The following is a 25,634-nucleotide window of genomic DNA, read 5'->3' as shown; positions in this document are numbered from 1 at the left end:
GCGGCTACGTCACGGTAACACCGGCCGCGAATATTTCAACGGGAGATCAATATGTCTGTTAGGAAAATAATCGGGCGAAGCATCGTGGCTTTGACCATCGCCGTCGCCCCCGTGGCAAGCGGCACGCTTGGCATTACCGGCGCGGCCTATGCGAAGGACGGGAATGGTAACTCCGGAGGTGGAGGCGGCAACGGTAATGGCGGAGGTCGCGGCGGCAGCGAAAACCATGGAAAGTCTGGTGAAGCGCGCTCAGGCAAGACCGGAAAGAGTAGCAGCGCAGACGACACTCCGACGCTGAAGTCGCTTTTTACGTTCGGGAAGAAATCCGATAAGGCGGTCAAGGCGGCAAAGACGCCGAAAGCCGAGAAGACGGTCACGGCGAAAGTGAACGCAGACAAGGCCAATACTGCCGGGTTAAGCTCGCTCAATCGCAATTATCACGCATACCTGAATTCAAGCGATCCGCGCATGGCGGCGATTTCGGCCTATGCGATAGCCTATGCTCAGTTCGAGGCCGAGAACGGCCCTGACGTCGTTCCGACCGATCCGGCGCTCAGCGACGACGCACTGCGTGATGCACTTGCCGGCTTCACCAAGGACGGCGTTGTGACCGATGACACTTTGGAGGAGGCCAAGGACATCCTTGGTGTCGGACCGGCGGTCGGCAAGATCGATCAAATTCGTGACACGCTTCCGGAAACGACATCTGAGACAACCACGACTACGACGACAACAACGACGATTGAAGTCGAAACCGCAAACTAAGCCGTCATGTGGCCGGCACGGATCTGACCTGCCGGCCACGCATTCCCAGGTTGATCACTTGGCGAGTTTACATCCGGCCAGCGATCAACGAAGATATGCGGTGCGGCGCAGGTTATCGAGGATGATCTCGCCCTTGTCCGTCCTCAGCACCAATACGACGTGACCTTCGCCGGAGCGGCGACTGACGACGACGCGCATCGCTGTCGCAGGAACGCCAGCCTGAATAAGCCTGCGGCGCTTTGTCATGACATAGTCGTCGCAGTCTCCGCTGGAGACATCGGCCGACCACACATCGACGGTTTCCCGCCTCGGGATTATTGCGCCATTGACCTGGGTTTGGACCTTGCTCACCAGTTGCATCAGCGGAGCCGAATAGCGGACGAACCGGGGACCCTTCGTCGGGCACTCATCAAGGTGATCCATGCAATAGATGCTGAATGCGATCGGTTCGGCTGCGCTTACCAACGAGAAGGCAGCAGACGCCAGCCAGAAAAGAGCGGCCACAACGGCAAGCGTCAGCGATCCGAAGATCAAGAGCAAAGACCAGTTGCGGCCCTCATGCCGCTCGCAGGTCATCAGGTCGTCGTCGATGGAGTGGCAATTGGTATCCGACTGCATGCGAGATGTGGCTGGGTCGAGCGTCCTCATCGTCAAAATCCCTTGCTCGCCGCGCACGACAAAGTGCGCTGCGTTCAGCAGAAAAATCATCTAAGTTATTGATAAATATGTGATCTATGCAACAACCAGTTTCTTGGTGTGCTCACGCTAGGTCGAATAAAAAAGCATTTTGACTCCCCATGCGATGGTACAGTTTGGTGTTTCCAGCAACCTGCAATCCGTGGGGCGTGGGATTGGGTACTAGGCGCCAGCCGCGCCTCTGGCACTGAACTGACAAGTCCTTTTTACCATTTCCCGGTTGCGGTAGGCAGAATGATACAAGCGGTAGAGGCGCAGGCTTTCGGCTGATAGATGACGGCCGCAAGAGGTATGGCGGCATGCGAACGGGGGCGCCAAACGCCGGAAGGGCAGTGGCCAAATAGGCGCCGCTACTTTCACGGGCAATGGCGGCGAGCATGGGTAGTAAAACAGGGGGCAGCCCCTCATCTACCGCAACGCGAGTGGCGACCGGATGTTGAATTCGCCATCCATTTTGATGACGCAGTCGCGGCGAGGGCCGGCAATTCCGTACGCCACAGCAGTAGTGATGACGATGAATTCCTCGTTATAATTGGGCACTTAGAATTGCCATCACAGGCGGTCTTCACTACACTGCTGAGTCGTGTGCAACGGGAATGCTGACTTGTCTTGTCCCGGCATTGATCACCGGCGCGGATGCGCAACATGTCGCCCCCGTCGCCAATCTATTAATTCATTGCTGATGCCGGTTATGTGAAGGAACTTACTGCAAGGGAAACCGTTGATCTCATGAAGCGAGCCGACAAGCCAGCGATCCCATGGCAGCCAACCGGCCGCGGGAGAGCATGATGCAAAAGGGTGAAACCGACGTCTTCGATCTCTTTTCGGAGATTTACACCAGTGCAGCGCAAGAGGAGATCAGTCTCCAGGAATATCTCCTCGCATGCCGTGATGATAAAAACATGTACGCCACTGCACAGGAGCGGATGGTGGCAGCCATCGGAGACCCGACCTTCGTCGAGACAAGTTCAGACGAGCGTCTTGGCAGAATCTTCGCCAACCGAACAATCAAAGTCTATCCCGCATTCTCCGACTTCTATGGCATGGAAGATACGATCGAGCGCATCGTCGGTTATTTCCGCTATGCGGCTCAGGGCCTCGAAGAACGCAAGCAGATTCTTTATCTGCTAGGCCCGGTCGGCGGAGGCAAGTCGTCACTGGCAGAGCGGCTGAAGAAGCTGATGGAGCAGCGGCCCATCTATACGCTGATGGTCGGCGGCAAGATCAGCCCCGTCTTTGAGTCCCCGCTTGGCCTGTTTGATCCCGAACGCATGGCCGATCTCCTGGAAGACAAGTATGGCATAGCCAGGCGGCGCCTCACGGGCATGATTTCGCCCTGGGCCACCAAGCGGCTCGACGAGGTGGGCGGCGACATCTCGAAATTCAGCGTCGTCAGGCTGATGCCCTCCCGTCTGCGCCAGATCGGCATCGCCAAGACCGAGCCGGGCGACGAAAACAATCAGGACGTCTCGTCGCTGGTGGGCAAGGTCGATATCCGCCAGCTCGAAAACTTTAGCCAGGCCGATCCTGACGCCTATTCCTACAGCGGCGGGCTGAACCGCACGACGCAGGGCCTGCTCGAATTCGTCGAAATGTTCAAGGCGCCGATCAAGGTCCTCCACCCGCTTCTGACCGCGACCCAGGAGGGCAACTATAACGGCACGGAGAACTTCGGCGCGTTTCCCTATCAGGGCATCGTCGTCGCCCATTCGAACGAGTCCGAATGGCTGCAGTTCAAGAACAACAAGAACAACGAGGCATTCCTCGACCGCATTCTGGTGGTCAAGGTGCCCTATTGCCTGCGCGTCACCGAAGAGCGGCAGATCTACGAGAAGCTTCTTCGTGAAAGCGAACTGGCCAATAATCCGTGTGCGCCGGAGGTGTTGGAGAATCTAAGCCGTTTCACCGTTTCCACACGGCTCGCGGAGCATGAGAACTCGCCCCTCTACACAAAGATGCGGGTTTATGACGGCGAGAACCTGAAGGACATCGATCCGAAGGCGAAATCGGTGCAGGAATATCGTGACGCCGCCGGTGTCGACGAGGGCATGACGGGCGTCAGCACCCGTTTCGCTTTCAAGGTGCTGTCTGAGACCTTCAACTACGACACCAAGGAAATTGCTGCCGATCCGGTGCATCTCATGTACATCATGGAGCAGGCAATCCGGCGCGAGCAGTTTCCCAAGGAGACGGAGGCAGCCTATCTCGACTTCATCAAGTCGGAGCTGGCGACCCGTTATGCCGAATTCATCGGCCATGAAATCCAGAAGGCCTATCTGGAATCCTACAGCGAATACGGCCAAAACCTGTTTGACCGCTATATCGCCTATGCTGACGCCTGGCTCGAGGATCAGGACTTCAAGGATCCGGACACCGGGCAGATCCTCAACCGGACAGTCCTCGACAACGAGCTGTCACAGATCGAGAAACCGGCCGGCATCGCCAATCCGAAGGACTTCCGCAACGAGGTCGTCAAGTTCACGCTTCGCGCCCGTGCCAAGAACCACGGCCGAAATCCGTCCTGGATGAGCTATGAAAAGCTGCGCGAAGTGATCGAAAAGCGTATGTTCGGCCAGGTGGAAGATCTGCTGCCGGTGATCAGTTTCGGTTCGAAGAAGGACAGTGCCACCGAAAAGCAGCATGCCGAGTTCGTCCAGCGCATGATCGCGCGCGGATATACCGAACGGCAGATCCGGCGGCTCGTCGAATGGTACATGCGCGTCAACAAGGCGGGGTGAGGGTACGGATGTCCAGAGCCGGATGATTTTAGGTCGAATCCACCTGAAATCTGAATCCGCCTCTCAATTAATGAGTTGGAGCATGATGTCGCCCGAAAGCCGCGTCACACTTTTCGGCATCATGTTCTAGGGGTAGTCAATGCCGAATTTCATCGACCGTCGCCTCAACCCGAAAGACAAGAGCCTCGGCAACCGGCGGCGTTTCTTGAAGCGGGCACGCGAGGAACTGAAGCGGACCATCAAGGAGCATGTCAAGACGGACCGGATCGCCGACGTCGACGCCGGGCACAAAGTCCCCATGCCCGCAGGCGGCGCCAGCGAGCCGACTTTCCGGCCTTCACGCGACAGCGGCGATCGGCAATACGTCCTGCCCGGCAACAGGGAATACACGCCGGGAGATCGCATCGAGAAACAGGGACGCGGCGCTGGCGGGGCAGGTTCGGGCGCCGGCACCGGCAGCGACGAGGACGACTTCCAGTTCCTGCTGTCACGTGAGGAAGTGCTCGATCTTTTCTTCGAGGATCTTGAACTTCCTGACATGATCAAACTCAGCCTGAAGGAGGCCGTCGCCTTCAAGCCGCGGCGGGCAGGCTTCGCCACCAGCGGCTCTCCGACGAACATCAATGTGGGCCGCACCATGCGCAACAGCTATGGGCGGCGCATCGCGCTGCACCGGCCGGGGCGAAAGGCGCTGGAGGCAATCGCCGAGGAGATCGCCAGGCTGGAAACGGAAAAGAGCCCAGACGCCACGAAACGCCAGCGCTTGCAAGCATTGCGTGAGGAACTGGACAGGCTGGAGCGCCGGCGCCGGCGCATTCCTTATGTCGATCCGGTCGACATCCGCTTCAACCGTTTCGAGCGCCAGCCGCTGCCAAATGCCAATGCGGTGATGTTCTGCCTCATGGACGTTTCGAGTTCCATGGGCGAGCGGGAGAAGGATCTCGCCAAGCGCTTTTTCGTCCTGCTGCACCTTTTCCTTAAACGGCGCTACGACCGGATCGATATCGTCTTTATCCGTCACACCGATGAGGCCGGCGAAGTCGACGAAGACACTTTCTTCTACAGCACGCAAAGTGGCGGCACGGTGGTATCCACCGCGCTGGAGGAGATGCTCGCTATCATCCGGGAGCGTTATCCGGCAAAGGAATGGAACATCTATGCCGCCCAGGCCTCGGATGGCGACAATATCCCGCGCGATTCAGAGCGCTGCGCCTCTATTCTCAACGGCGCGCTGATGCGCCTTTGCCAGTACTACGCCTATGTCGAAATCATCGATGAACGTGAGACCGAAATTTTCGGGTCGACTGACAACGGAACCTCGCTCTGGCGCGCTTATCGTACCGTCGATGACAAATGGCCGAATTTCCAGATGACGCGGATCGCAAGACCCTCCGACATCTACCCTGTCTTTCGAAAGCTCTTCGCCAGGCAGCCGACCATGCAGTTTCGCAGTTGAACGGAGCCGGCAATGGGAAAGAGCACCGCCTCACAGCTGTTGTTTCACAGCTCCGACTGGAATTTCAAGACGCTGTCGCGCGCCTATGACGCCATCGAGGCGATTGCGCTCGATGATCTCGGTCTCGACGTCTATCCCAACCAGCTCGAAATCATCTCCGCCGAGCAGATGCTCGATGCCTATTCCTCCGTCGGCATGCCGCTGATGTACCAGCACTGGTCCTTCGGCAAGCGGTTCGTTTTCGAGGAGCATCACTACCGCAAGGGCCATCACGGCCTTGCCTACGAACTGGTGATCAACTCCAACCCCTGCATCACCTACCTGATGGAGGGGAACACGATGGCGATGCAGACCCTGGTGACAGCCCACGCTGCCTTCGGCCACAACCACTTTTTTAAAAACAACTACCTGTTCCGGCAGTGGACCGACGCCAACGCCATCCTGAGCTATATGGAGTTTGCCAAGAAATACATTGCGAAATGCGAGGAGCGGCACGGAACATCCGCCGTGGAGGCCATTCTCGATTCCGCCCACGCACTTATGGATCAAGGTGTCTTCCGTTCCCGCCGCCCACCCCGCCTCTCCTCGAAAAAAGAGCAGGAGCGGGTCCGCGAAAGGCTGGAATATGAGGAACAGACCTATAGCGATCTGTGGAGAACGCTGCCCCGCCCGGCCGGGCGTCGTCCCGACCCGGAAGAGGCCGAACGCGAAGCCTCGGAGCGAAAGAAGGTGCTCAATCTTCCGGAAGAAAATCTGCTCTATTTCCTCGAGAAGAACAGCTTGATCCTCGAGCCGTGGCAGCGGGAACTCCTGCGGATCGTTCGCGTCATCGCCCAGTATTTCTATCCGCAGCGGCAAACGAAGGTGATGAACGAGGGATGCGCCACCTTCGTGCACTACACCATTATCAACCGGTTGTTCGATCAGGACAAAATCAGCGAAGGCGCCATCCTGGAAATGCTCCACAGCCACTCCAGCGTGGTCTTTCAGCCGTCTTTCGATGATCCGCGCTACTCGGGCATGAACCCCTATGCGCTGGGATTTGCCATGATGCAGGATATCGAGCGCATTTGTAACCACCCGACACAGGAGGATCGAGACTGGTTTCCGCAGATCGCCGGAAGCGGCCAATGGCGCGAAACCCTTCGCGATGCCTGGGCAAATCATCGGGACGAATCTTTCATCCTGCAATATCTGAGCCCAGCGCTGATCCGTAAATTCAGGCTGTTCCTGCTGACGGATCAGCGGAATGCGAAATACTGCGAGGTCGCTGCAATCCATAACGAGCGGGGTTACAGGGCCGTCCGCGCGGCACTCGCCAAGAGTTACGATGTCGGCGCTAACCAGCCGGACATCCAGGTCGTGGATGTCGACCTGCTGGGCGACCGCCAACTCCGCCTGCGGCACAACATAAAAAACGGCATCCTTTTGGAAGAAAAAGAACGTGACGCCACCCTGCGGCGCGTTCGCCATCTATGGGGCTATGACGTAAGCCTGGCGGGCGTCGACGCGGAAACCGGTAAAGTTCGTTACGAATGCTCGACGGCGTAGCGCGCGACCGAATCACGGCGGCCTGCATCCTCAGTTGATCGCATTGTTTGGAAACGGGCGGTGAAGGCGCCATCAATACCGAAACTTCGGCTTCTTGGGCGGTGCGTTGACTTCGAGTTCGTGCCGGCTAGCGAAACGACCCAACATTTGAACGATCTTGCGTGCTTCAGATTTATCGATTCCGTTTCTCTTGCAGTGATTGGCGACCTCATAGGTCGGCTTTGTGTTCCTTTGGGTTTGTCGGTTATCGATGTGATGGGTCATGGTTTCCTCCCGTTTTTCGCAAAACGTCGGAGGGGAACCGATGTTCCCGGCGATAAGGAAAAAAGCCGCACGGAAACGGCAGGCATCTACCTCCATCAAGGTATGCAGCGGCTTCCGACGTTGCTCAGCCGGCCGAAAATGCAGCAGCAGAGCGGTCCTGTACCGTAATCGTTCATCGACCGTTCGTACCTATTTTAGTTATTTCTTATGAATTGGTTGCCGCGAAGAAATCCTGCCCACGCAGTGGCGTTAAGATTTTCCCATCATGCAGGCCCTGGCATGGCTTTCTTCACAGCTGCCGTTCTCTTCATCTCAAACAGTGTGACAAGCTCCGAAATGAGGAAGATCGCGCTGCGGAAACGAAGCGTTAACCATATGCTTTGTAAACAATAATGGCGAACATGGAGAACCGCCGGATGAGTGCTGCGTTGATGGATGTGCGTTTTTCGGATTCGAAAGAACGGGTCGTGCCGTTTCCCCCTGCAGGACAGGTAAGCCTGGTCCGGCGCTGTGCGTCGGAGCTCGAAAACATCCATGGCGAGGGCGCCCTGCAATACTGGAAAACGGAGTGCCGCGCCCTGGCGGCAAGGCTGAAGACGCTTGGCTGCGCGGATGACGCGATCTCCCAGCAAGTCATGGCGTTCCAGACGGAAGTCCAGGTGGAAATGATGCGGCGCTATTCGGATCGCCTCGCTGCCGAAGCGCAGGGCGGTTACCCGCCTCAGTCCGTAAGGTGACATCATCGCCGGCAATTTCCGGGCGACATCACGGCCTGGCCATCGGAGCGAGGCAAGCCGTCCGAAACGCGACGCTGGCCAGCTGCGAGGCTATTTGCCTTTTGATGAACTTGGCTTTGCATCAGCCTGTTGCGGCAAGGTCGGATACCGTGTCATGAGTGTAGGGGTAAGCCGCATATAGGCTTGAGATTGAAGGGCAGGGCGCGGGGAGTTTTTGCATGACCAAGACGGATCTCGCCCGCCGCGTCTACGACAATGCCTGGAAGCTCGATCCGGTGGTGCGCAGCCTGCTCGACACGGACTTTTACAAGCTCCTAATGCTGCAGATGATCTGGCGGCTCTATCCCGATGTCGATGCAACCTTCTCGGTTATCAACCGCACCAAGACCGTACTTCTGACCGACGAGATCGACGAGCAGGAATTGCGCGAGCAGCTGGATTACGTGCGTAATCTCCGTTTCACCAAGAAGGAAATGATCTGGCTCGCCGGCAATACCTTCTACGGTCGCAAGCAGATATTCGCCCCCGATTTCCTCGCCTGGCTGGCCGATTTTCAGTTGCCGGATTACGAGCTGTCGCGTCGTTACGGCCAATACGAGCTGACTTTCCCCGGCAAATGGACGCACACGACCATGTGGGAAATCCCGGCGCTGGCGATCATCAACGAATTGCGCTCGCGTACGGCCATGAAGGATATGGGGCCTTTTGCGCTTGACGTACTCTATGCCCGCGCCAAGGCCAAGATGTGGTCGAAGGTCGAGCAGCTCAGGGCCTATCCCGACCTGCGTATCTCCGATTTCGGTACCCGCCGCCGCCACAGCTTTCTCTGGCAGCGCTGGTGCGTCGAGGCGCTGAAGGAAGGCATCGGCAAGTCCTTTTCCGGCACCAGCAACGTGCTGCTTGCCATGGATACCGATCTCGAAGCGCTCGGCACGAATGCGCACGAGTTGCCGATGGTCGCAGCCGCCTTGGCCCGCAACGATCAGGAACTCGGCGAAGCGCCCTACAAGGTGCTGCAGCACTGGAATCAGCTTTATGGCGGCAATCTCTTGATCGTCCTGCCGGATTCCTTTGGCACGGCCGCCTTCCTGCGCAATGCGCCTGACTGGGTTGCGGATTGGACGGGTTTCCGCCCCGACAGCGCACCGCCGATCGAAGGCGGCGAGAAGATCATCGCCTGGTGGCAGAAGATGGGCCGCGATCCGAAGGAAAAGCTGCTGATCTTCTCGGATGGTCTCGATGTGGAGACAATTCTCCAGACCTACCGGCATTTCCGCGGCAGGGTGCGGATGAGCTTCGGCTGGGGTACCAACCTCACCAACGATTTCGCCGGTTGTGCGCCGATGGAAATCAGCGGGCTCAATGCCATTTCCATTGTCTGCAAGGTCAGCGACGCCAATGGCCGTCCCGCCGTCAAGCTCTCCGACAATCCACGCAAGGCGACCGGCGAGCCATCGGAAGTCGAGCGCTACCTGAAATTCTTCGGGACGGAGGATTTTACCGAGCAGGTGGTAAAGGTCTGACCGCTTGGCGGATGACGTTTGCAGCGATCTTCGGCTCGAAGATATCCTTCATGTCGCGTTGGAAACGGAAGCGCGTCCCTTCTTCGTCGATCTCGCTCAAGCGGCTATAACCAACGGCATCGGCGATCAGGATTGCGGCGGTTTTACTTTTACAGCAGGTCTGACACCGACGCCATTGCGCCTGTTCGCAGGCGATCCGATGGAACACTCCATGTTCCACAGGGCGGGCGATAGCCCGATCCCGATAGCGCCAGCTTACGGCGGCCGGCACAGATTGGGCGGACCGGGGCCTTTGAAAACAAAAACCCAGCCGGCGGAGGCGTCCGGCTGGGTCTAGTTGCGCATTCTTTTTGAAGGATGCGCCGGGAGGATAGGGTCTCTTAAGCGCTCATGCGTAGCAAGTCGGAGCGCGAGGCAAGCGGGTGCACCATGGACAGCAGCCGGCGCTTCGGCGCGGCAAGAAGATTGGCCGTATGATTCCTGGCACTCACTGAGCCCGGCTGCGTCTGGCGAAGGGCGCTGGCCGCGGAATAGAGGAGCGTTTTCATCTCGTTTGTGGTGACGCCATCCGCACGCATGACGGCGCGGATCATCGGGTCGGTCAAAACCTCCGTGATGGTCAGATCGCTGTTTGCCTGGTGCATCGGGGTATTCCTTCGGGTTCATCGTCTTTTCCGGCGGGCGGATCCCGGCCGGGGTCTCAAACTTGACAGCATATTAATGTGGTGTTACCAGTAAGTAACATCCATATAGTTACCGACCGGTCACACCTATGTCAAGAAGCCTCGTCAGTAAAAATTCGAAATCCGTATCGAGCTCGAAACCGGCGGATGTAAGGCCGGAAAAAAATGACTGTATGCAGGTCCGGGTAGCACCACGGGATCGTATCGTTTCAACGGCTTGCGAGCTTTTTCGGCAGCACGGCATCCGCGGTATCGGCGTCGATGCCATCGCCGAAGCCGCTGACACCAACAAGATGACGCTCTACCGTCATTTCGGCTCCAAGGACGACCTGATCTGCGAAACGCTCAGGTTCAAGTCCGAGCAGGCCTGCGCCTTCTGGGAAGAACTCGAAGCGCAGCACCCGAACGACCCGATGGCGCGTCTGCATGGCTGGGTCAAAGCCAGAGCCCAGTGTCTTGCGGATAATCCGTATGGCTGCGATCTCGCCAATGCCGCGGTCGAGCTCAAGGAACAGGGCCATCCGGCCCATGCGGTGATCGAAAACTTCAAACTTGCCCAGCGCCGCCGGCTGGAAGCTCTCTGTCAAGAGGCGGGTGTCAGCGAACCCGAACTGTTGTCAGACACACTTTCCATGCTGATGGAGGGTGCACAGGTGAGCAAACTCGCCACCGGCAGCGAAGGCCCATCAATGCGCTTCATGCGGGCCTGCGAGGCGGCGATCGCCTCGTTCCGCCAACGGGCTACGATGCTCTAAAAGCTCCCGTGTCATAGCCGAGGCTGGAATTCCCTGTAGCGTCCTGCGCACACAGGCTGCTGAACGGGCCAGCGAAGCGTTCGATGGAACAAAACATACCTCCCCTTCATTTACTCGTTGATTGAAAAAGAGACGCGAGGCGATGTTTTCTCGCTGCTTCAGTCAATGAGAAGGACGGTATGCCCTCTTTCCAGGATATCATCGCAGATCCAGATCCGCTGGACTGGTGGTCGGCGCATCGCGGCGCATCGCCGGTCGTCGGCACGGCCGTTCACAACGGACATCATCTGCGCAGCGATCTCGAAGGCCTGATAACGCTCGACAGCGACGAGCGGCTGCGCGAAGAGGACCCGTTCACGGAATTCTTCATCCGCGACCTGCCCAACCGCATCATTTTCCACCGCTCCCGATTCGAGGTCGACATCAACCGCGACCGTAACGACGCGATCTATTTCAAGCCTGAGCAGGCCTGGGGACTGACGGTCTGGAAGGAGCGGCTGCCCGACGAGGCGATCGCCTCTGCGTTGCGCCTGCATGAGGCCTATTACGATATGCTTGAAACCCACCTGCGCGGCCTCGAACGGCAATATGGCGCTTTCGTCCTCCTTGACGTGCACAGTTACAATCACCGCCGCGACGGCGCCGACGCCCCGGAGATGGCGATTGAGGTGGCACCGCAGATCAATCTGGGCACGTTCTCGATGGATCGGCGGCGCTGGGCGCCAGTGGTCGAAGCCTTCACGGAGCAATTGCGCGCCTTCCAGTTTCGTGGGCTTCACATGGATGTGCGCGAGAACATCGCCTTCCATGGCAGGGGCGAGCAGACACGGTTCGTCCATGAGCGCTTCCCGCGGTCCGGCTGTGCCATCGCTGTCGAGTTCAAGAAGGTCTTCATGGACGAATGGACCGGCGAGCCGGACATCGAAGCGCTGGAAGCGATGCGCAAGATGGTTCGGCTGTCGCTGCCTGTCCTCGAAGAAACCCTGCGAGCGCTGCCATGACGAACACGCGCCGCAAAGATCGCGATAGACCCGCCGTCTATCCTGAATGGCTGGAGGAAATCCTCGACTGTATCCGCGCCGAAAAGGCGGTGCGCAAGGAGTTCGGTCACGGCGGCCGTTTGCATATCGACCGGCCACTGCCGTTCCTGTCGATTTTCCTGACCAGGGGACGGGAAGACCTCGCTGCCCGCGATGTCGTCGCTGCCAATGCCTCCTATCTGATTGCCGATAACCTTGATGAGGCTCTACCGATCGTCACGGCGGTCGGCGGCGTTCTCAGGGAGCGGTTCGGCGCCTTCATGCTGCTGGATGTCGATGAACTGGAGCATGACACGTTCCTGACCGACGATGCACCCTATCTGCCGCCGTTCGAGATCAGGATTGCCGCGACCGGCGAGCCTGCCGCCGGGGAGGCCGAGACGGCATTGGCAGAGGGGGCCGATATAAGGCAGGTCAAGTTCCGCACGCCCCGTGTCGAGCGGTTCGCGCTCGAGACCGATTTCCAGGCGGCGACGCTGGCTCGGGAAACGGGATTTTTGTTGGTGGCGGTGCGGTTTGCGCCGATCTATCGGCAGCCGGAATCGGGCAAGATCTATCCCGATTTGCGCGAGCGCCTGATCGCCAATATTTTCGACGCCGGCCTGAAGGCCTTCGCTGCCTTTGCCGCCGCAACGCAGTGTTTGAAGGTCACCACCCACCGCGCGCTTGGCCGCAAAGCCTTCGTCGATGCGGTGAGCCGGGCCGACCGCAGCATCGACGATGTCGCCGCGAGCTTCGACTTCCTTCTGGCCGTCACGCCGATCAATGCGGATGCCGCCTGGCAGGAGTTCAAGGCAAACAACTTCAAGCGCGCGCCGCGCTTTTTATACCGGCCGCTGTCCGTGCAGGTCGAGGCGGAAAAGCGGAAGCTCTTCTCGGTCGCCTTCGACCGCTTCGAAGATCCGGTTCTCTACCATCTCTATCGCGAAAAGCAGCAGGAACTTGATCTGCAGTTGTCGTTGATCTCGGCGCGCGAGACCAGCCGCTTCATCGAATACAGCCGCGCGCTCTATGGCCCCGTCGAGACCTCGTTGTACCGCAACGCGGTGGAAATCCTGGGTCAAACGGCGAAAGCTGCCCATGATGGCGACGACGGCGAGACCGATACCGAGATCGCTGGCTGTTACGATGTCGAGATTGCCGCCCGTGCGATGATCGCCAACTATCAGCGGCAATGTGAAGGGTTCGCGGCCGAGATCGAATTGCGCGACGACTTGCCGCCCGGTCTTTTGGTATCCGACGGTCGCCTGCTCATTTCCCGCGCCACGCGCGTTGCGAAAAGCCGCGTGCATGCACTGCTCAGCCACGAAATCGGTGTACACCTGCTCACCTATTTTAACGGCTCGGCGCAGGGCCTGCGGCTTTTCCGCTCGGGTCTTGCCGGCTATGAGGGCATGCAGGAGGGCCTAGCCGTCTTTTCCGAATACATGGCCGGTGGCATGACGGTCGCGCGGCTGCGCCTCGTCGCTGCCCGCGTCGTCGCCTGCTCGGCGATGCTTGAAGGGCGGCCGTTTGCCGAGACCTACAACATGCTTGTCTGTGAACACGGGTTCGGCCCGGCCACCGCCTTTAATCTGACGCTGCGGCTTTACCGCGGTGGCGGGCTCGCCAAGGACGCCATCTATCTGCGCGGCCTCTTGGAACTGCTCGACCACCTGAAAGCCGGCGGCGCGCTCGATCCGTTCTGGATGGGTAAGATTTCCGCTTCGCATTTCCGGGTGATGCAGGAACTCAGCCTGCGCGGCCTGCTCAAGGCGCCGGTCACGCGCCCCGCGTTCCTCATTCATCCACAGGCTCAGGCGCGCCTCGACAAGGCACGGGAGGGACTGACCCCTTTGGGCATGCTCACAAGCTAGGAGCCGCCATGCGTGTCGCATTCTTCGTCAACTCGATCGAGGGCGAGACGCCCGATTTTACGACGACGTCGCTGGCGATGGCGGCCGTCGCCCGTGGACACGACGTCTGCTACATCACGCCCGCCGCCTTCGTACTGCGTCCGGATGATAGCCTGATGATCCGCGCGACGATTGTTCCGGCGGCGAGATACAAGGATACGCAGATCTTTCACGCGGCCTTCCAGAGCAAGAGTGCCGAGGTCCGGACGATCGACGTTCGCGACGTTGACGTCATTTTCCTGCGCAATGATCCCTCGCTCGATTCCGAAGATCGCCCCTGGGCGGCTCATATTGGCGCCATGTTCGGGCGTCTCGCTAGCGAGCGCGGAACGATCGTCGTCAACGATCCGGCGGGTTTGACGCTGGCGCAGAACAAGCTCTATTTCCAGGGTTTCCCGGAAGCCGTGCGCCCGACCACGCTGATTTCCAAGAGCATCGAGGAAATCCGCGCCTTCATCGCCGATCACCGCAAGGGTGTGATTATCAAGCCGCTGCAGGGCTCCGGCGGCAAGAATGTTTTCAAGATCGCAACGCCCAACGATGCCAACCTCAACCAGATTTTCGAGGCGGTCAGCGGCGAGGGTTACCTGATCGCGCAGGCCTACCTGCCGGAGGCCAAGGCAGGCGATACCCGCTTTTTCCTGATGAACGGCAAGCCGTTGATGCGCGACGGCGTCTACGCCGCCTTCCGGCGCGTTCCGGCCAAGGGAGATCTGCGCTCTAACTTGCATGCCGCCGGTACGGCGGAGGCGGCGAAGATTACCGACGGCATTCTGGCGATCGCCGAGATGGTCCGACCGAAACTGATCGAGGACGGCATGTTCCTCGTCGGCCTCGATATCGTCGGCGACAAGATTTTGGAAATCAACGTCTTCACGCCCGGAGGACTTCCCGATGTCGCCGGCATGCACAAGATCGATTTCTCCGAGGAAATCGTCGCGGCGTTGGAAGACAAGCTGGCTATCCGCAAGATCTATGCAGGTTCGATTTCCAATCGGGCGCTGGCGACGCTTTGAGCTGTATTGCGCCGCCATATGTGCTATCGCGTGCGCCTCTGACGATTGGAAGTGCCCGTGATCCCCTGGACCCACATTGACACGGCAATAATGCCGGACGGCGGTGGCGAACTGCGCCTGAAGCAGCGCGGCAGCGAATTTTCCATCATGCTCGGCGCCATCGAACTGATGAACAGCCGACTGAGCGGCTCCGAGGAAGCGCTGGCGCGCCTGTCTTATGAACGGATCCGCAGCCACCCTCGACCACATATGCTGATCGGCGGTCTCGGCATGGGCTTTACGCTGCGGGCCGCATTGGCTGAACTTCCCGCCGATGCGCGCGTGACTGTCGGCGAACTCGTTCCCTCCGTCGTTGCCTGGGCGCGGGGGCCGATGGCGGACGTGTTCGGCGGCTGTCTCGACGACCCCCGTGTAACCATCCGAGAAGGCGATGTGGGCCGCCTGATCCAGCCGGCGACCGCCGAATATGATGCGATCCTTCTCGATGTCGACAATGGGCCGGAGGGCCTGACCCGCAAGGCTAATGACAATCTCTACAGCGCGGTTGGCCTGCGCGCCGCACGCACGGCACTGCGGCCGAACGGCATTCTTTCCGTCTGGTCATCGGCGCCGGATGCCGGTTTTATGCGGCGCCTGCGCGATGCCGGTTTTGTCGTGGAAGAACTGAAGGTGCGCGCCAGCACCAAGGGCGGCGGCGCGCGCCATGTCATCTGGATGGCGACGAAGTGCGGCAAGTAGCTCGGGAGGGTTACAGGCCTTCCCGTTCCAGCAGGGTGCGGACCTCCTCGAACCGGCGCCTGTTGTCCGGGTTCCTCTCCCCGGCCGAATAGCAGGTGCTGACAAGGCAGAAACGCTGCAATCCGAACGGTGCAGTCGTCTTGGTAAATTCGCAGGAGATCGTGTCGACCATGTCCTTCTTCTCGACCCCATCGCGGGTCGAATAGGTCATACGAGCGCCGGGCGGTTTGAGTTCGGGAAATGACTGGACGACGCCGGTGTGCACATTGTCTGTCATCAGGAGATGTTTCGCGACTTTTATACAAAGGTCTTCGACCTTCATCGACTGGGCGGCAGCCGGAGTCGCGGCCAGCGCCAGAACGAGAGCAATTGTTTTCATGGCGCACTCCTCAAAAGCCAGCCGCCTGGCCAGCGCAATATATAACGGGTAGCGCCGCTTTCGGTTCCACCCAAGACTGTGCAAAAAAAGCTTGCGCCGGATGAAATGTCTTTTGCCAGCGATCGAAGTCAGCGTAAGCTGATCTGCGATTGGTTTTTTGACGCGTCCTTTTCTCAATCTTGGGAACGCGTCATCCTGAAATTCCCGGTTTTGCAGTCTGAACCATCCACGCGGAAAAATTGCACGTTCGGCATTTCAGGCGGGATCAAGCGCTCTCGTCGCAGTTATTGTTGGCCATATGCAAGGAGAAGCAGATGACGGATATCAGCGAAGACGACGTCAGGACACGAGCATACGCTCTCTGGGAAGCCGCCGGCTGCCCGGACGGTAGTGACGAAGAGCATTGGCTGGAGGCATTGCAGCAACTGAAGGACGAAGCCGCTGCTGCCGGTATTCCGCAGAAGATTGCCAAGACCTCGAAACTTTCGGTCGTCAAGAACGACCCGGTGAGCGAGCCCGCGTCTAAGAAGCGCACCAGGACAGTCTGAATCTGCCTTGCGGAGTGCCGGCAAACCGTCACTCCGCAAACGGATGTAACGATAATCTGGGTCGGCACGCATCTGGCTGTGAAATCCGGCCGGATTTTTTGCGCGCCAATTCGCGCGCGTGTTTTGCAGCACGATTTTTTTGGCGCTCGATGCGCTTTTCTGCGGACATCGGCTTCGCTTTGCAACATCATGGCAGGCAGCGGTCCATGCCGCTGCTTTGTGATCGTAACCGTCCGTACAAGGAATGTGACCTGCGTGAAGATACTTTCGGTGACGTCGGAAATCTTTCCATTGATCAAGACCGGCGGCCTTGCTGACGTAACGGGTTCGTTGCCCAAGGCCCTTGTCGGTTACAACTGCTACACACGTACACTCGTTCCGGGCTATCCCACGCTGTTTGCCAAGCTCACCGGCGCCCAGCAAGTTCATTTCTTTCCCAATCTCTTCGGTGCCCCGGCCTCTCTTTTGGAAGCCCGCTATGAGCAGCTAGACCTGTTGATCCTCGATGCGCCGGCGCTCTACACACGCCCCGGCGGCCCCTACCTCGATGAGACAGGCCACGATCACGCCGACAACTGGAAGCGCTTCGCGGTCTTGTCCTACGTGGCTTCAGCCATCGCCGGTGGCCTGCTCCGGAACTGGTCGCCGGACGTCGTTCACACGCATGACTGGCAGACGGCGCTGACCTCCGTCTACATGAAATATTCGACCTATGCCCGGAACGTGCCAAGCGTGCTGACGATCCACAATCTGGCTTTTCAGGGCCAGTTCCCGGCCTCCGTCGTCAGCCAGATCGGCCTGCCGCCAGAGGCCGTTTCGCTCGATTGCCTCGAATATTACGGCGATGTCAGCTATCTCAAGGGCGGCATCCGCACCGCCAGCGCCATAACCACGGTCAGCCCCACCTATGCCCGCGAGGTGATTTCGCCCGAACTTGGCATGGGCATGGCGGGCGCTCTTGGTTCGCGACCGCGGGCGCTGACGGGTATCGTCAACGGCATCGATATGGAGATCTGGAACCCCGCTACGGACCCTCATCTTCCCGCCAATTATGACCACAAGAGCATAAGGCAAAGAAGCCGGAACCGCGCGAAACTCCTGGAAACATTCCGGCTAGATGATGGCCCTGGACCGATCTTTGCGGCGGTCACCCGGCTGACCTGGCAGAAGGGCGGCGACATGCTGGCCGAGGTGGCCGAGGAAATCTCGCATCTCGGCGGCCGCCTGATCGTGCTCGGCAAGGGCGAGGAACACATAGAGACCGCACTACTCGCTGCCGCCGGACGCCACCCCGACCGCATCGGCGTCCGGATCGGCTATGACGAGGCAACAGCCCACCTCATCCACGGCGGCGCCGACGTCATCATCCAGCCGTCCCGCTTCGAGCCGTGCGGTCTGACGCAGCTTTATGCCCTGCGTTATGGCGCCGTGCCCGTGGTATCACGCACGGGCGGACTGTCCGAGACGATCATCGACGCCAATGATGCGGCGATCTCGGCCCGGGTGGCCACCGGCTTCCAGTTCCATCCGGCGACCGCCGAGAACCTTCGTCTTTCCATTCTTCGCGCCTTCGCGGCCTATCACGATCCGAAGAAATGGGCGCGCCTTCAGAACCAGGGGATGAAGGCGAATTTCTCCTGGGAGCGAAGCGCTGAACAATATGCGGCGCTCTATGCCCAGCTCATTCCGGACCGTCGGAGAATGTCGATGGTTCCATCGAAAGCGGCGGAGTAAAGGACATCGATCGTATGCCGCGACAAGCGGCATTGCGCTGTAAAAGCGGCGTTTGTCGAAGAGGAGCGTGGCGCTGTGACCGGAGCCAAGTACACGATCCTGATCTGCGAAGACGATTGGCTGATACGCTCAGGCACGATCGATCTGCTTGAAGATCAAGGCCATACGGTCTTCGATGCGGCGGACGCGAGGACGGCGCTGGCGATCCTGTCGGAGCGTTCGATCGATATTCTCGTCACCGATATCGGGCTGCCCGACATGTCGGGGCCCTTGCTGGCTGACCGGGCAAAGGCGATGGTTGCGGGATTGCCGGCAATCTTCGTGACCGGCCACAGCGAGGGAGAAGGCATAAAGGCAGGACCGGGTATCGAGCTGGTCGCCAAGCCGTATTCCAGCGAGACGCTGGCGGCTGCCATCGCGTTTGTGACGACAGGTTGAAATGCCGGACGGCATAATATTTGTCGCGAAATCAGCTAATGATCAAAACTGATGTGTCTCGTCCTGGTTGCCACAGACAGGTGACAAAGTGCATCGGCGATGCTCTAACTTACTGAATTGCATGAAAGTGCATATGGGGCGGTACGGATTGGGGCGGCGTATGAGGAAGGCGTGCAATATCCGGCCGGTTTTGTCGCGGCTGTGGCTGATCGTGGTTGTCATGGCTGTTGCCGCGGTCTATGGCGGCCAGCCCGTTTTCGGACAGACGCCCACTCCTGTATCCGAGCAGAAGATCGATCAGCTGATCAAGCTGCTCGATGACCCGGAAGTCCGCGCCTTGCTGAGCAAGAGCGCGACGGCGCCGGCCTCGCCAGCGGCAGAACCCGCCGCGGACATGTCTGCGGCGACGTTCAGCGCCTGGGGCAACAGGATCCGCCAACACTTGCGCGATATCGGGCAAGCCGTCCCGCAGGTTTCATCCGAATTCATGCGCGCCGGTAGCAAGATCGCCGCCGAGATCAACGGCCATGGCCCATTCGGCGTGTTTGTGCTTTTCCTAACGCTGATCCTGATCGGTCTCGGGGCGGAATGGCTGTTCCACCGCATCGCCAGCCGCAGCCGGGCGCGCGCGGCGCTGACACTGGACGATGGGACGGGCGTCAAGCCGCTATACCGGGTCGGCCATCATCTTTTTGCCGTGCTGGCACCACTGGTGGCGTTCAGCTTTGCGAGCCTCGGGCTGTTCATGGCGATGACATGGCCGCCGCTTCTGGACGCCATTATGCTGCCCTTGCTGCTTGGCGTCATCGCATGCCGCTTCGTGATCCGTATTGCCCGGTTGCTGTTGGTCGGCCCGCCGTCCGCTGAGGGCCCGGGGGCCCCGCTGGGACTTGCGGCGATCGATCCCGCCGCGGGCGCCTTCTGGTACAAACGCATCGTCTGGTTCTCCTGCATCCTTTTTGCAGGCTGGGCGCTTGCCGGCGTGATGACGGCGCTTCATATTCTTCCTGCGGTGCGAGGCGTGGTCGTCTATCTGCTTGGCCTCGGCCTGCTGCTGGTTGGCATCGAAACCGTCTGGAATCGCCCTGCGGCCCTGGCCCGGGGCCGCGGCGCGATGGAATGGGCACTGACGGCCTTTCTCTGCCTGTTGTGGGGTCTGTGGGTTGCAGGCGTGATCGTCATTCTGTGGCTCGGCATTTACGCCCTGATCCTGCCCGGTCTTTTGCAGACGACGACCGCCACGGCGCGAAATGCCTTCGCTGCCAAGCTCGACGCCCCCCAAGGCGGCAATCCGGTGTTCGAGGTTCTTGTCGAACGCGGCGCACGGGCCGGGATCATTGCGCTCGCCATCGCCTGGCTCGCCTTCCTCGTCAACAAACATACCTCGATGTTCACCGGCGAAGCGATGACGGATCGCCTTATACAAGGTGTTTTGGGTGGCGCGATCATTCTGCTTGTCGCCGATATTCTTTGGCAGATCGCCAAAGCGGTCATCAACCGAACGGTTGAGCACGCACGGATCGCCACCAGTGACGATGCCCACAAAGCTCGAAACGCCCGCCTCCTGACGTTGTTGCCGATTCTGCGGACCATGCTGGCGATCGCCATTGCGCTGATTGCCGCCATGATGGTGCTGTCCGGCCTCGGTGTGCAGATAGGTCCGCTGATTGCGGGCGCTGGCATCTTCGGCGTAGCGATCGGTTTCGGCTCGCAGGCGCTGGTCAAGGATGTGATCAGCGGCGTCTTCTACATGATGGACGACGCCTTTCGGGTCGGCGAATATATTCAGGCCGGCAGCTACAAGGGGACGGTGGAATCTTTCAGTATCCGCTCGGTCAAGCTTCGCCACCATCGCGGCCCCATCTTCACCGTGCCCTTTGGCGAGCTCGGCGCCATCGAGAACATGAGCCGCGACTGGGTGATCGATAAATTCACGATCTCGGTCGGCTATAACACCGACATCAACAAGGTCCGGAAAATGGTCAAGGGCGTGGGCGTGGCCCTGCTAGCGGAAGAGGAGTTCGGACCGTTCATCATCGAAACCGTCAAGATGAAGGGCGTGGAGCAGTTCGGCGACTACGGCATCAATCTGAGCTTCGCCATGATGACCAAGCCGGGCTATCAGACGATGATCCGCCGGCGCGCCTACATGATGATCCGTGAAGTCTTCGTCCAGAACGGCGTCGTCTTCGCCTCGCCGACGGTCCAGGTCGCCGGCGGCGATCCATCTGCGGCGGCGGCAGCGGCTGCAACCGTGAAAGCTGCGATGGACCAGAAGAAGCTGGGAGAAGCGGGAGGCGAGGGGGCTTGAAAGAAGCGCCGCAAAGTTCCCGCAACGGTTTCAGCGGTTGTTTGAGACGCCGCCCGATAACCGCCTGACGGCTCCATTGTTGGGATTGTCGTCGACCAAATGAGAACGGCGTGGCAGTCAAAAACGACATCCGGCCATATCATTTAGTAAGACGCTTTGAAACCAAGAGGTCTCAAGGGCCCTCAGCGCAACTGAGTGAGCAACAACGGAAACAGCAGATCAGATTTCGGGAGGGGACTTACAGGCGGCCCTATCGCCCAAAGGTCTGCCGAAACCAGAAATGCTAACCCATTCGTGCTGCGTCTGCGGAAACGAGCTGCTTACCGAAGCCAAGGCCAAATCCGAAATCGGACCTTCAGGCCGCCTGGACATCGGTTTGAGAGAAGTCATTGCCCTTGAACAGCAAGGGTTCGTGAAACGCTTTTGCAAGGGCGTAGGCAAAGCAATCGCCGAAATTGAGGCCGGCTTTGTGCCGCCCCTTGCCGAAGTCGAGAAAAGCCTGACGCGCCAGTTCGCCATGTTCGATGGTGACCGGTTCGACCACGATGCCGGCGCGCCGGAAGAAAGCTTCTGCCTGGCGCATGCCGTCAGGTCCGAGCTGGCTTTCCACGACCATGGACAATTCAACATAGTTGGCGACGCTGATCCGGGTGGTTTCGGCGTCGTGGATATATTCGACAAAGCTTGCCGCTTCGGGCTCCCGGTAAAGGACTGCGACGAGTGCGGAGGTGTCGACAATCATTTGGGGATGCCGTTCTCGTCATAGAGAAAGTCGGCATGATCGACATAAGGGCGTTTGACATGCGCCGCGGCACGGTCGGCGATCGCCAGGAGTTCCTCGACGCTTGCCTTGCCCTTTCGCAGTTCGATTTTAGCAAGGCGCTCGCGCAATGCCTCGGTTACGACGCGGGTCATGCTTTCTCCTGTGGCGTGGGAAATCGCCTGCGCCAGCCGATGGGCTTCCGGATCCTTGATGCTGAGGCTCATATGCGCTAGTTCCGATCTAGAGATACATCAGATTTTCTAGAATTCTATATATGAATTTACGTGTTTACAAGCATCAAAAACGTGCGACATCGCAGAACAATGGCACGCGAGGGTCACTGAAGAGTTTTGCATCGAAACCAGGCGAATATGTTGGACACGGGGTCCAGTAGTAATCACGTCCACGCATAGCGAACGATGTGGAAGAAAACGGGGCGGCGAAGACGAGGCTGTCTGCGCGGTCGAGCATGCCACCATTGCCCTCGATCATGTGTCCCCAGTCTTTGACGCCCCGGTCGCGTTTGATGGCGGATGCGACGAGCCCGCCGAGAAAACCCATGATGCAGGCGATGCAGGCCAGTACACCGGCCTCGAGCGGTGAAAACGGCGTCAGCCAGAGAGCGAGGCGCCAAGCAGAGAGGCGCTGCCGATACCGCCGACCAAGCCTTCCCATGTCTTCGAGGGCGAGACATTGGGCGAAATACGGTGTTTGCCGAACAGTTTTCCGAAAATATATTGCAGCACGTCGCTGCCCTGCACGGTGGCGATGAGGAACGCGATCAGAAGGAGTCCCCGGCCATTGTTGCCGGGGATTTCCAGCGTGACCAGCGCCGGGACGTGGCTGACGCAATAGACCGACAGCATCAGGCCCCATTGCTGCTCGGAAATCCGTTCCAGGAAACGCGATGTGTCACCCCACAGCGCCGCCAGGGCCGGCATGGCGAGGAAACAGTAGACCGGGATGAAGATCGAATAAAGACCGTACCAGTCGATCCAGACCAGATAATATTGCAGCGGGATGGCGACCAGGAACATGCCGATCAGCACCCAATAATCGCCGCGCCGTGTGTAGGTGAGCGTCACATATTCGCGCAGCGCCGCAAAGGAAATCAGCGCGAAAAGGACAATGACGCCTCCTTTGTCAAAGACGAAAGCGAGCGCAATTGCGGCGAACATGACCCACCAGGCGCGGATACGGGCGTTGAGATTGACCAGGGACGAGGAAAGCGGCTTGCTGCTGCGCCAGGTGAGGATGCCCGCTATCAGGCTGGCGGCGGTAAGGACGGCAATCAATCCGAAGAATAGCTTGTAAATATCGGCCATCAGCGCTGCCCCCCATCGGTCGTTGACTTGAGATCGAGAAGCGCCTGTTGGGCGCGGTGGAGGAAAGCATTGCGATCTTCTCCCGGTTCAACGGCGATCGGCGTACCAAAAATTACCCGGCAGAGCAGGGGCACCGGCAGGATCATTCCCTTCGGAAGAACCCGCGGCATGTTTTCGATCCAGCACGGCACGAGTTCCACGCCTGGACGGGCGACGGCGAGATTGTAAAGACCGGAGCGAAAGCGCAGAAGTGGTTCATCGCCCATGTTGCGGGTGCCTTCGGGAAAAAAGATCAGCGAATGGCCGTCATCCAGTGCCCTCAGCATGATTTCCAGTGGGTGCTGCGTCCGCTCTACCCAATTTCGCTCGACAAGAACGGTGCGCAGTAGGTCTTCCGCCATGACGCGGCGTACTAGGTTGCTGCGCCAGTAGTCGGCGCCGGCGACGGCGCGCGTGCGCGCGCGTTCCACGGGTTCGAGGCAGGAGGCAAGCAGGATGAAGTCGCCATGGCTGGCGTGATTGGCGAAATAGATCCTCTGGTTTTGCGACGGCTTTGTACCCAGCCAGATCGGAATGACGCCGGTGACAGCGCGCGCGAGGCCCGCCAGACAGGCACCGGCAAGCGATGCCATTGTGCGCCGGTGAGTTCGCCATCGCTCAGCGCCACTATCCGACCGTTTTCTCCGCCGGCAATGATCGTGCACCGCTCGCTGTGCTGGGCGTTAAGGAAGGCGAGAACCTATTTGTCGAGGCCGATGGCGCCTGGAAACTGGGGCGATATGTGCCCGCCTATGTACGGCGCTATCCCTTCATCGTCACCGAGACACCGGACAAGGCAGCGCAGTTGCTGGCGATCGACAGCGCAAGTGACCGCTTCGTGAGCATGGCAACCGACAGCAATCCTGCCGATACACTGTTCGACGATCGGGGCACGCCGACCGCTGTCGCGAGCGGGGCGATGGCTTTTTGCAATGCCTATCATCAGGATCATCTGAAGACGCAGGCGTTCGTGGACGCGCTGGCGGGCGCCGGCCTGCTGACCGCCAACCATGCCCAGATGCAGCTCCCCGATGGCAGCCGCTACACGCTGGATGGATTCATGTCGGTGGATGAGCAGAAATTCCGGGGTCTGCCCGCCACGCGCGTCGCCGAATGGCACGCCAAGGGCTGGCTGGATCTGGTGGCGCTGCATCTGGTCTCAGAACTGGCAGGATCTCCTCAATCTTCATACGCGTCGCACCAGCGAAACGAAGGAGGCTGCATGATGGCCAAAAAACTCCGCCTTACCGGCGTTGCAGTCGTTGCAGTGTCAGCGCTTAGACGCGTAGACAGCAATGCCAACGACAACGCGCTGGCCGTTTTTCTGGGCCTGCGCTTGCGACATGACGCAGCGCTTGGCCGTTCCCTGCTGCGCGCAGGACACGCTCCAGTCGCGATAGGTCTCGTTCAGGGACGAGGCCGCCCGGCAGGCTCGAGGTTGTCGGCGCCTGTGCCAATTGCAAGCGCTGCGGGGTGGGATCGGCCTCGGAGGCCGTGAACAGATTGCCACCGGCCGGAGACGAAATAGCGATGCTCGGATCGGGAGACCATCACAAACGGCAGCCTCGCGCATTCCGAGAACCTGAACCGCCTCGGCATTCTGCCCCGGCGCCTCGGCTTCCCGGCCAATGGGCCGAGGCGGGTGTCCGGGAACGCAACGGTTTGCCAATGTCAGGACGATCAGCACGAGCCCGCCACCGCTGGCGACCTATCCGAGAGCGTTGGGTGAAAAAGGAAGATCACGCTCAGAAAGAGCGGGGTCCAAGGAAAATCAACGCCAAGCGCGAAATTCCCCGCGCCGTCTTCTCTTGAGTAAGCTGACGCATAAGGTGTCCACCAAAATAGGTGGACACCAAGTCGTGGAAGAAGATGATCAAAAACTGAGTGTGAGGCGAAGGACCACCGATCAGCCGCCGAACCGCTTCCAGAGACCCGGAGGTCCGTTGTGGGTATGGTTCTTGTCCCCAAAACCCCAGCCGGGACGTGTGCCATTGGACTTGGCAATGGCGCGCGAACTCAGGCTCGTACCAAGGAGGAGGGTAATCGTCGGAGGTGTTACAACGGCAAAACGCCCGGCCTTCTTGAGAAAATCTCTTCGAGCCTGCGCTTCAGTTTCCAGTCCCTCAGGGACCATTTCTGAGTCGTTTCTCTTCTCCATTGCCCTGGCTCCTTTGGCAACACTCTTATGAACAGCATAGATCCTGTCCGTGTAGGAACCATCCAGACCTTAGATTTGATCC

At 59.4% G+C, this 25,634-nt stretch carries 25 protein-coding genes and 1 pseudogene; 17 read left to right on the top strand and 9 right to left on the bottom strand.

Annotated elements, in window-relative coordinates:
- The first annotated feature begins 51 nt into the window (after positions 1-51).
- Complete coding sequence (locus ACSQ2Z_RS24090) at positions 52-765, top strand: hypothetical protein (RefSeq protein WP_436083734.1); 714 nt, start codon at positions 52-54, stop codon at positions 763-765.
- An 84-nt stretch (positions 766-849) separates the two neighbouring features.
- Here the strand turns inward: ACSQ2Z_RS24090 and ACSQ2Z_RS24085 are convergent, their stop codons facing one another.
- Positions 850-1,413, bottom strand: a complete 564-nt coding sequence (locus ACSQ2Z_RS24085; protein WP_436083733.1) for a transglutaminase-like cysteine peptidase — start codon at positions 1,411-1,413, stop codon at positions 850-852.
- Between the two features lie 836 nt (positions 1,414-2,249).
- Between ACSQ2Z_RS24085 and ACSQ2Z_RS24080 the strand changes: the two genes are divergently transcribed.
- From ACSQ2Z_RS24080 to pncB, 6 genes are all read left to right on the top strand, one after another.
- Entirely contained in the window at positions 2,250-4,199 is a 1,950-nt protein-coding gene (locus ACSQ2Z_RS24080) for a PrkA family serine protein kinase (protein WP_436083732.1), read from the top strand.
- Between the two features lie 139 nt (positions 4,200-4,338).
- Positions 4,339-5,655: a YeaH/YhbH family protein gene (locus ACSQ2Z_RS24075; protein WP_436083731.1), complete on the top strand. Its 1,317-nt coding sequence runs from the start codon at positions 4,339-4,341 to the stop codon at positions 5,653-5,655.
- Between the two features lie 12 nt (positions 5,656-5,667).
- Positions 5,668-7,206: a SpoVR family protein gene (locus ACSQ2Z_RS24070; protein ID WP_436083730.1), complete on the top strand. Its 1,539-nt coding sequence runs from the start codon at positions 5,668-5,670 to the stop codon at positions 7,204-7,206.
- 147 nt (positions 7,207-7,353) lie between these two features.
- Entirely contained in the window at positions 7,354-7,638 is a 285-nt protein-coding gene (locus ACSQ2Z_RS24065; protein ID WP_436083729.1) for a hypothetical protein, read from the top strand.
- A gap of 248 nt (positions 7,639-7,886) precedes the next feature.
- On the top strand, positions 7,887-8,207 hold the full coding sequence (locus ACSQ2Z_RS24060; protein WP_436083728.1) for a DUF6074 family protein: 321 nt from the start codon (positions 7,887-7,889) through the stop codon (positions 8,205-8,207).
- 218 nt (positions 8,208-8,425) lie between these two features.
- A complete protein-coding gene (gene pncB, locus ACSQ2Z_RS24055) occupies positions 8,426-9,730 on the top strand; it encodes a nicotinate phosphoribosyltransferase (RefSeq protein ID WP_436083727.1) in 1,305 nt (434 codons plus the stop codon).
- Here the strand turns inward: pncB and ACSQ2Z_RS24050 are convergent.
- Both ACSQ2Z_RS24050 and ACSQ2Z_RS24045 read right to left on the bottom strand, forming a co-directional pair.
- The gene (locus ACSQ2Z_RS24050) at positions 9,705-9,938 is read right to left on the bottom strand and encodes a hypothetical protein (RefSeq protein WP_436084167.1); all 234 of its coding nucleotides are present in this window, start codon (positions 9,936-9,938) and stop codon (positions 9,705-9,707) included. The two genes, pncB and ACSQ2Z_RS24050, sit on opposite strands and share 26 nt — an antisense overlap.
- A 172-nt stretch (positions 9,939-10,110) precedes the next feature.
- Positions 10,111-10,374, bottom strand: a complete 264-nt coding sequence (locus ACSQ2Z_RS24045) for a hypothetical protein (protein ID WP_436083726.1) — start codon at positions 10,372-10,374, stop codon at positions 10,111-10,113.
- A 128-nt stretch (positions 10,375-10,502) separates the two neighbouring features.
- On the opposite strand from ACSQ2Z_RS24045, the gene ACSQ2Z_RS24040 reads away from it, so the two are divergent.
- The 5 genes from ACSQ2Z_RS24040 to ACSQ2Z_RS24020 all read left to right on the top strand — a co-directional run bounded on the left by ACSQ2Z_RS24040 (position 10,503) and on the right by ACSQ2Z_RS24020 (position 15,857).
- On the top strand, positions 10,503-11,168 hold the full coding sequence (locus ACSQ2Z_RS24040; RefSeq protein WP_436083725.1) for a TetR/AcrR family transcriptional regulator: 666 nt from the start codon (positions 10,503-10,505) through the stop codon (positions 11,166-11,168).
- Between the two features lie 179 nt (positions 11,169-11,347).
- Complete coding sequence (locus ACSQ2Z_RS24035) at positions 11,348-12,169, top strand: N-formylglutamate amidohydrolase (RefSeq protein WP_436083724.1); 822 nt, start codon at positions 11,348-11,350, stop codon at positions 12,167-12,169.
- Positions 12,166-14,064, top strand: a complete 1,899-nt coding sequence (locus tag ACSQ2Z_RS24030) for a flavohemoglobin expression-modulating QEGLA motif protein (protein ID WP_436083723.1) — start codon at positions 12,166-12,168, stop codon at positions 14,062-14,064. Before ACSQ2Z_RS24035 ends, ACSQ2Z_RS24030 begins: the two co-directional genes overlap by 4 nt.
- 8 nt (positions 14,065-14,072) lie before the next feature.
- A complete protein-coding gene (locus ACSQ2Z_RS24025) occupies positions 14,073-15,119 on the top strand; it encodes a glutathione synthase (RefSeq protein WP_436083722.1) in 1,047 nt (348 codons plus the stop codon).
- Positions 15,120-15,176: 57 nt separating this feature from the next.
- Positions 15,177-15,857, top strand: a complete 681-nt coding sequence (locus tag ACSQ2Z_RS24020; RefSeq protein ID WP_436083721.1) for a spermidine synthase — start codon at positions 15,177-15,179, stop codon at positions 15,855-15,857.
- Between the two features lie 10 nt (positions 15,858-15,867).
- Here the strand turns inward: ACSQ2Z_RS24020 and ACSQ2Z_RS24015 are convergent, their stop codons facing one another.
- Positions 15,868-16,236, bottom strand: coding sequence for a hypothetical protein (locus tag ACSQ2Z_RS24015; RefSeq protein ID WP_436083720.1), 369 nt, complete (start codon positions 16,234-16,236; stop codon positions 15,868-15,870).
- Between the two features lie 314 nt (positions 16,237-16,550).
- On the opposite strand from ACSQ2Z_RS24015, the gene ACSQ2Z_RS24010 reads away from it, so the two are divergent.
- The 4 genes from ACSQ2Z_RS24010 (at position 16,551) to ACSQ2Z_RS23995 (ending at position 21,267) form a co-directional block, all read left to right on the top strand.
- Positions 16,551-16,784 (top strand): DUF2934 domain-containing protein, encoded by a 234-nt coding sequence (locus tag ACSQ2Z_RS24010; protein ID WP_436083719.1) that lies wholly within the window; start codon positions 16,551-16,553, stop codon positions 16,782-16,784.
- Positions 16,785-17,039: 255 nt separating this feature from the next.
- Positions 17,040-18,518, top strand: a complete 1,479-nt coding sequence (glgA, locus tag ACSQ2Z_RS24005; protein WP_436083718.1) for a glycogen synthase GlgA — start codon at positions 17,040-17,042, stop codon at positions 18,516-18,518.
- Positions 18,519-18,593: 75 nt separating this feature from the next.
- Positions 18,594-18,956 carry a response regulator gene (locus ACSQ2Z_RS24000; protein ID WP_436083717.1) on the top strand — a complete coding sequence of 121 codons (363 nt, stop codon included), beginning with the start codon at positions 18,594-18,596 and terminating at the stop codon, positions 18,954-18,956.
- Between the two features lie 160 nt (positions 18,957-19,116).
- Positions 19,117-21,267, top strand: coding sequence for a mechanosensitive ion channel family protein (locus ACSQ2Z_RS23995; protein WP_436083716.1), 2,151 nt, complete (start codon positions 19,117-19,119; stop codon positions 21,265-21,267).
- Positions 21,268-21,622: 355 nt separating this feature from the next.
- Here ACSQ2Z_RS23995 and ACSQ2Z_RS23990 read toward each other — a convergent pair whose 3' ends face one another.
- The 4 genes and pseudogenes from ACSQ2Z_RS23990 to ACSQ2Z_RS23975 form a co-directional block, all read right to left on the bottom strand.
- Positions 21,623-22,009, bottom strand: coding sequence for a type II toxin-antitoxin system VapC family toxin (locus ACSQ2Z_RS23990; protein ID WP_436083715.1), 387 nt, complete (start codon positions 22,007-22,009; stop codon positions 21,623-21,625).
- Complete coding sequence (locus ACSQ2Z_RS23985; protein WP_436083714.1) at positions 22,006-22,254, bottom strand: type II toxin-antitoxin system VapB family antitoxin; 249 nt, start codon at positions 22,252-22,254, stop codon at positions 22,006-22,008. The genes ACSQ2Z_RS23990 and ACSQ2Z_RS23985 overlap by 4 nt, the downstream gene beginning before the upstream one ends.
- A gap of 173 nt (positions 22,255-22,427) precedes the next feature.
- Positions 22,428-23,355 (bottom strand): annotated as a pseudogene (locus ACSQ2Z_RS23980) (phosphatidate cytidylyltransferase).
- Positions 23,355-23,987: a lysophospholipid acyltransferase family protein gene (locus ACSQ2Z_RS23975; RefSeq protein ID WP_436083713.1), complete on the bottom strand. Its 633-nt coding sequence runs from the start codon at positions 23,985-23,987 to the stop codon at positions 23,355-23,357. The pseudogene ACSQ2Z_RS23980 and the gene ACSQ2Z_RS23975 overlap by 1 nt, the downstream one beginning before the upstream one ends.
- Between ACSQ2Z_RS23975 and ACSQ2Z_RS23970 the strand changes: the two genes are divergently transcribed.
- Positions 23,981-24,892 (top strand): SapC family protein, encoded by a 912-nt coding sequence (locus ACSQ2Z_RS23970; protein ID WP_436083712.1) that lies wholly within the window; start codon positions 23,981-23,983, stop codon positions 24,890-24,892. The two genes, ACSQ2Z_RS23975 and ACSQ2Z_RS23970, sit on opposite strands and share 7 nt — an antisense overlap.
- Before the next feature lie 408 nt (positions 24,893-25,300).
- On the opposite strand, the gene ACSQ2Z_RS23965 is transcribed toward ACSQ2Z_RS23970, so the two are convergent.
- The gene (locus tag ACSQ2Z_RS23965) at positions 25,301-25,552 is read right to left on the bottom strand and encodes a hypothetical protein (protein ID WP_436083711.1); all 252 of its coding nucleotides are present in this window, start codon (positions 25,550-25,552) and stop codon (positions 25,301-25,303) included.
- Between the last annotated feature and the right edge of the window lie 82 nt (positions 25,553-25,634).

The organism is Pararhizobium sp. LjRoot235 (assembly GCF_964254145.1).
In the GTDB taxonomy this organism is placed as follows: domain Bacteria; phylum Pseudomonadota; class Alphaproteobacteria; order Rhizobiales; family Rhizobiaceae; genus Pararhizobium.
This window is presented reverse-complemented; position numbering and strand designations above follow the sequence as displayed.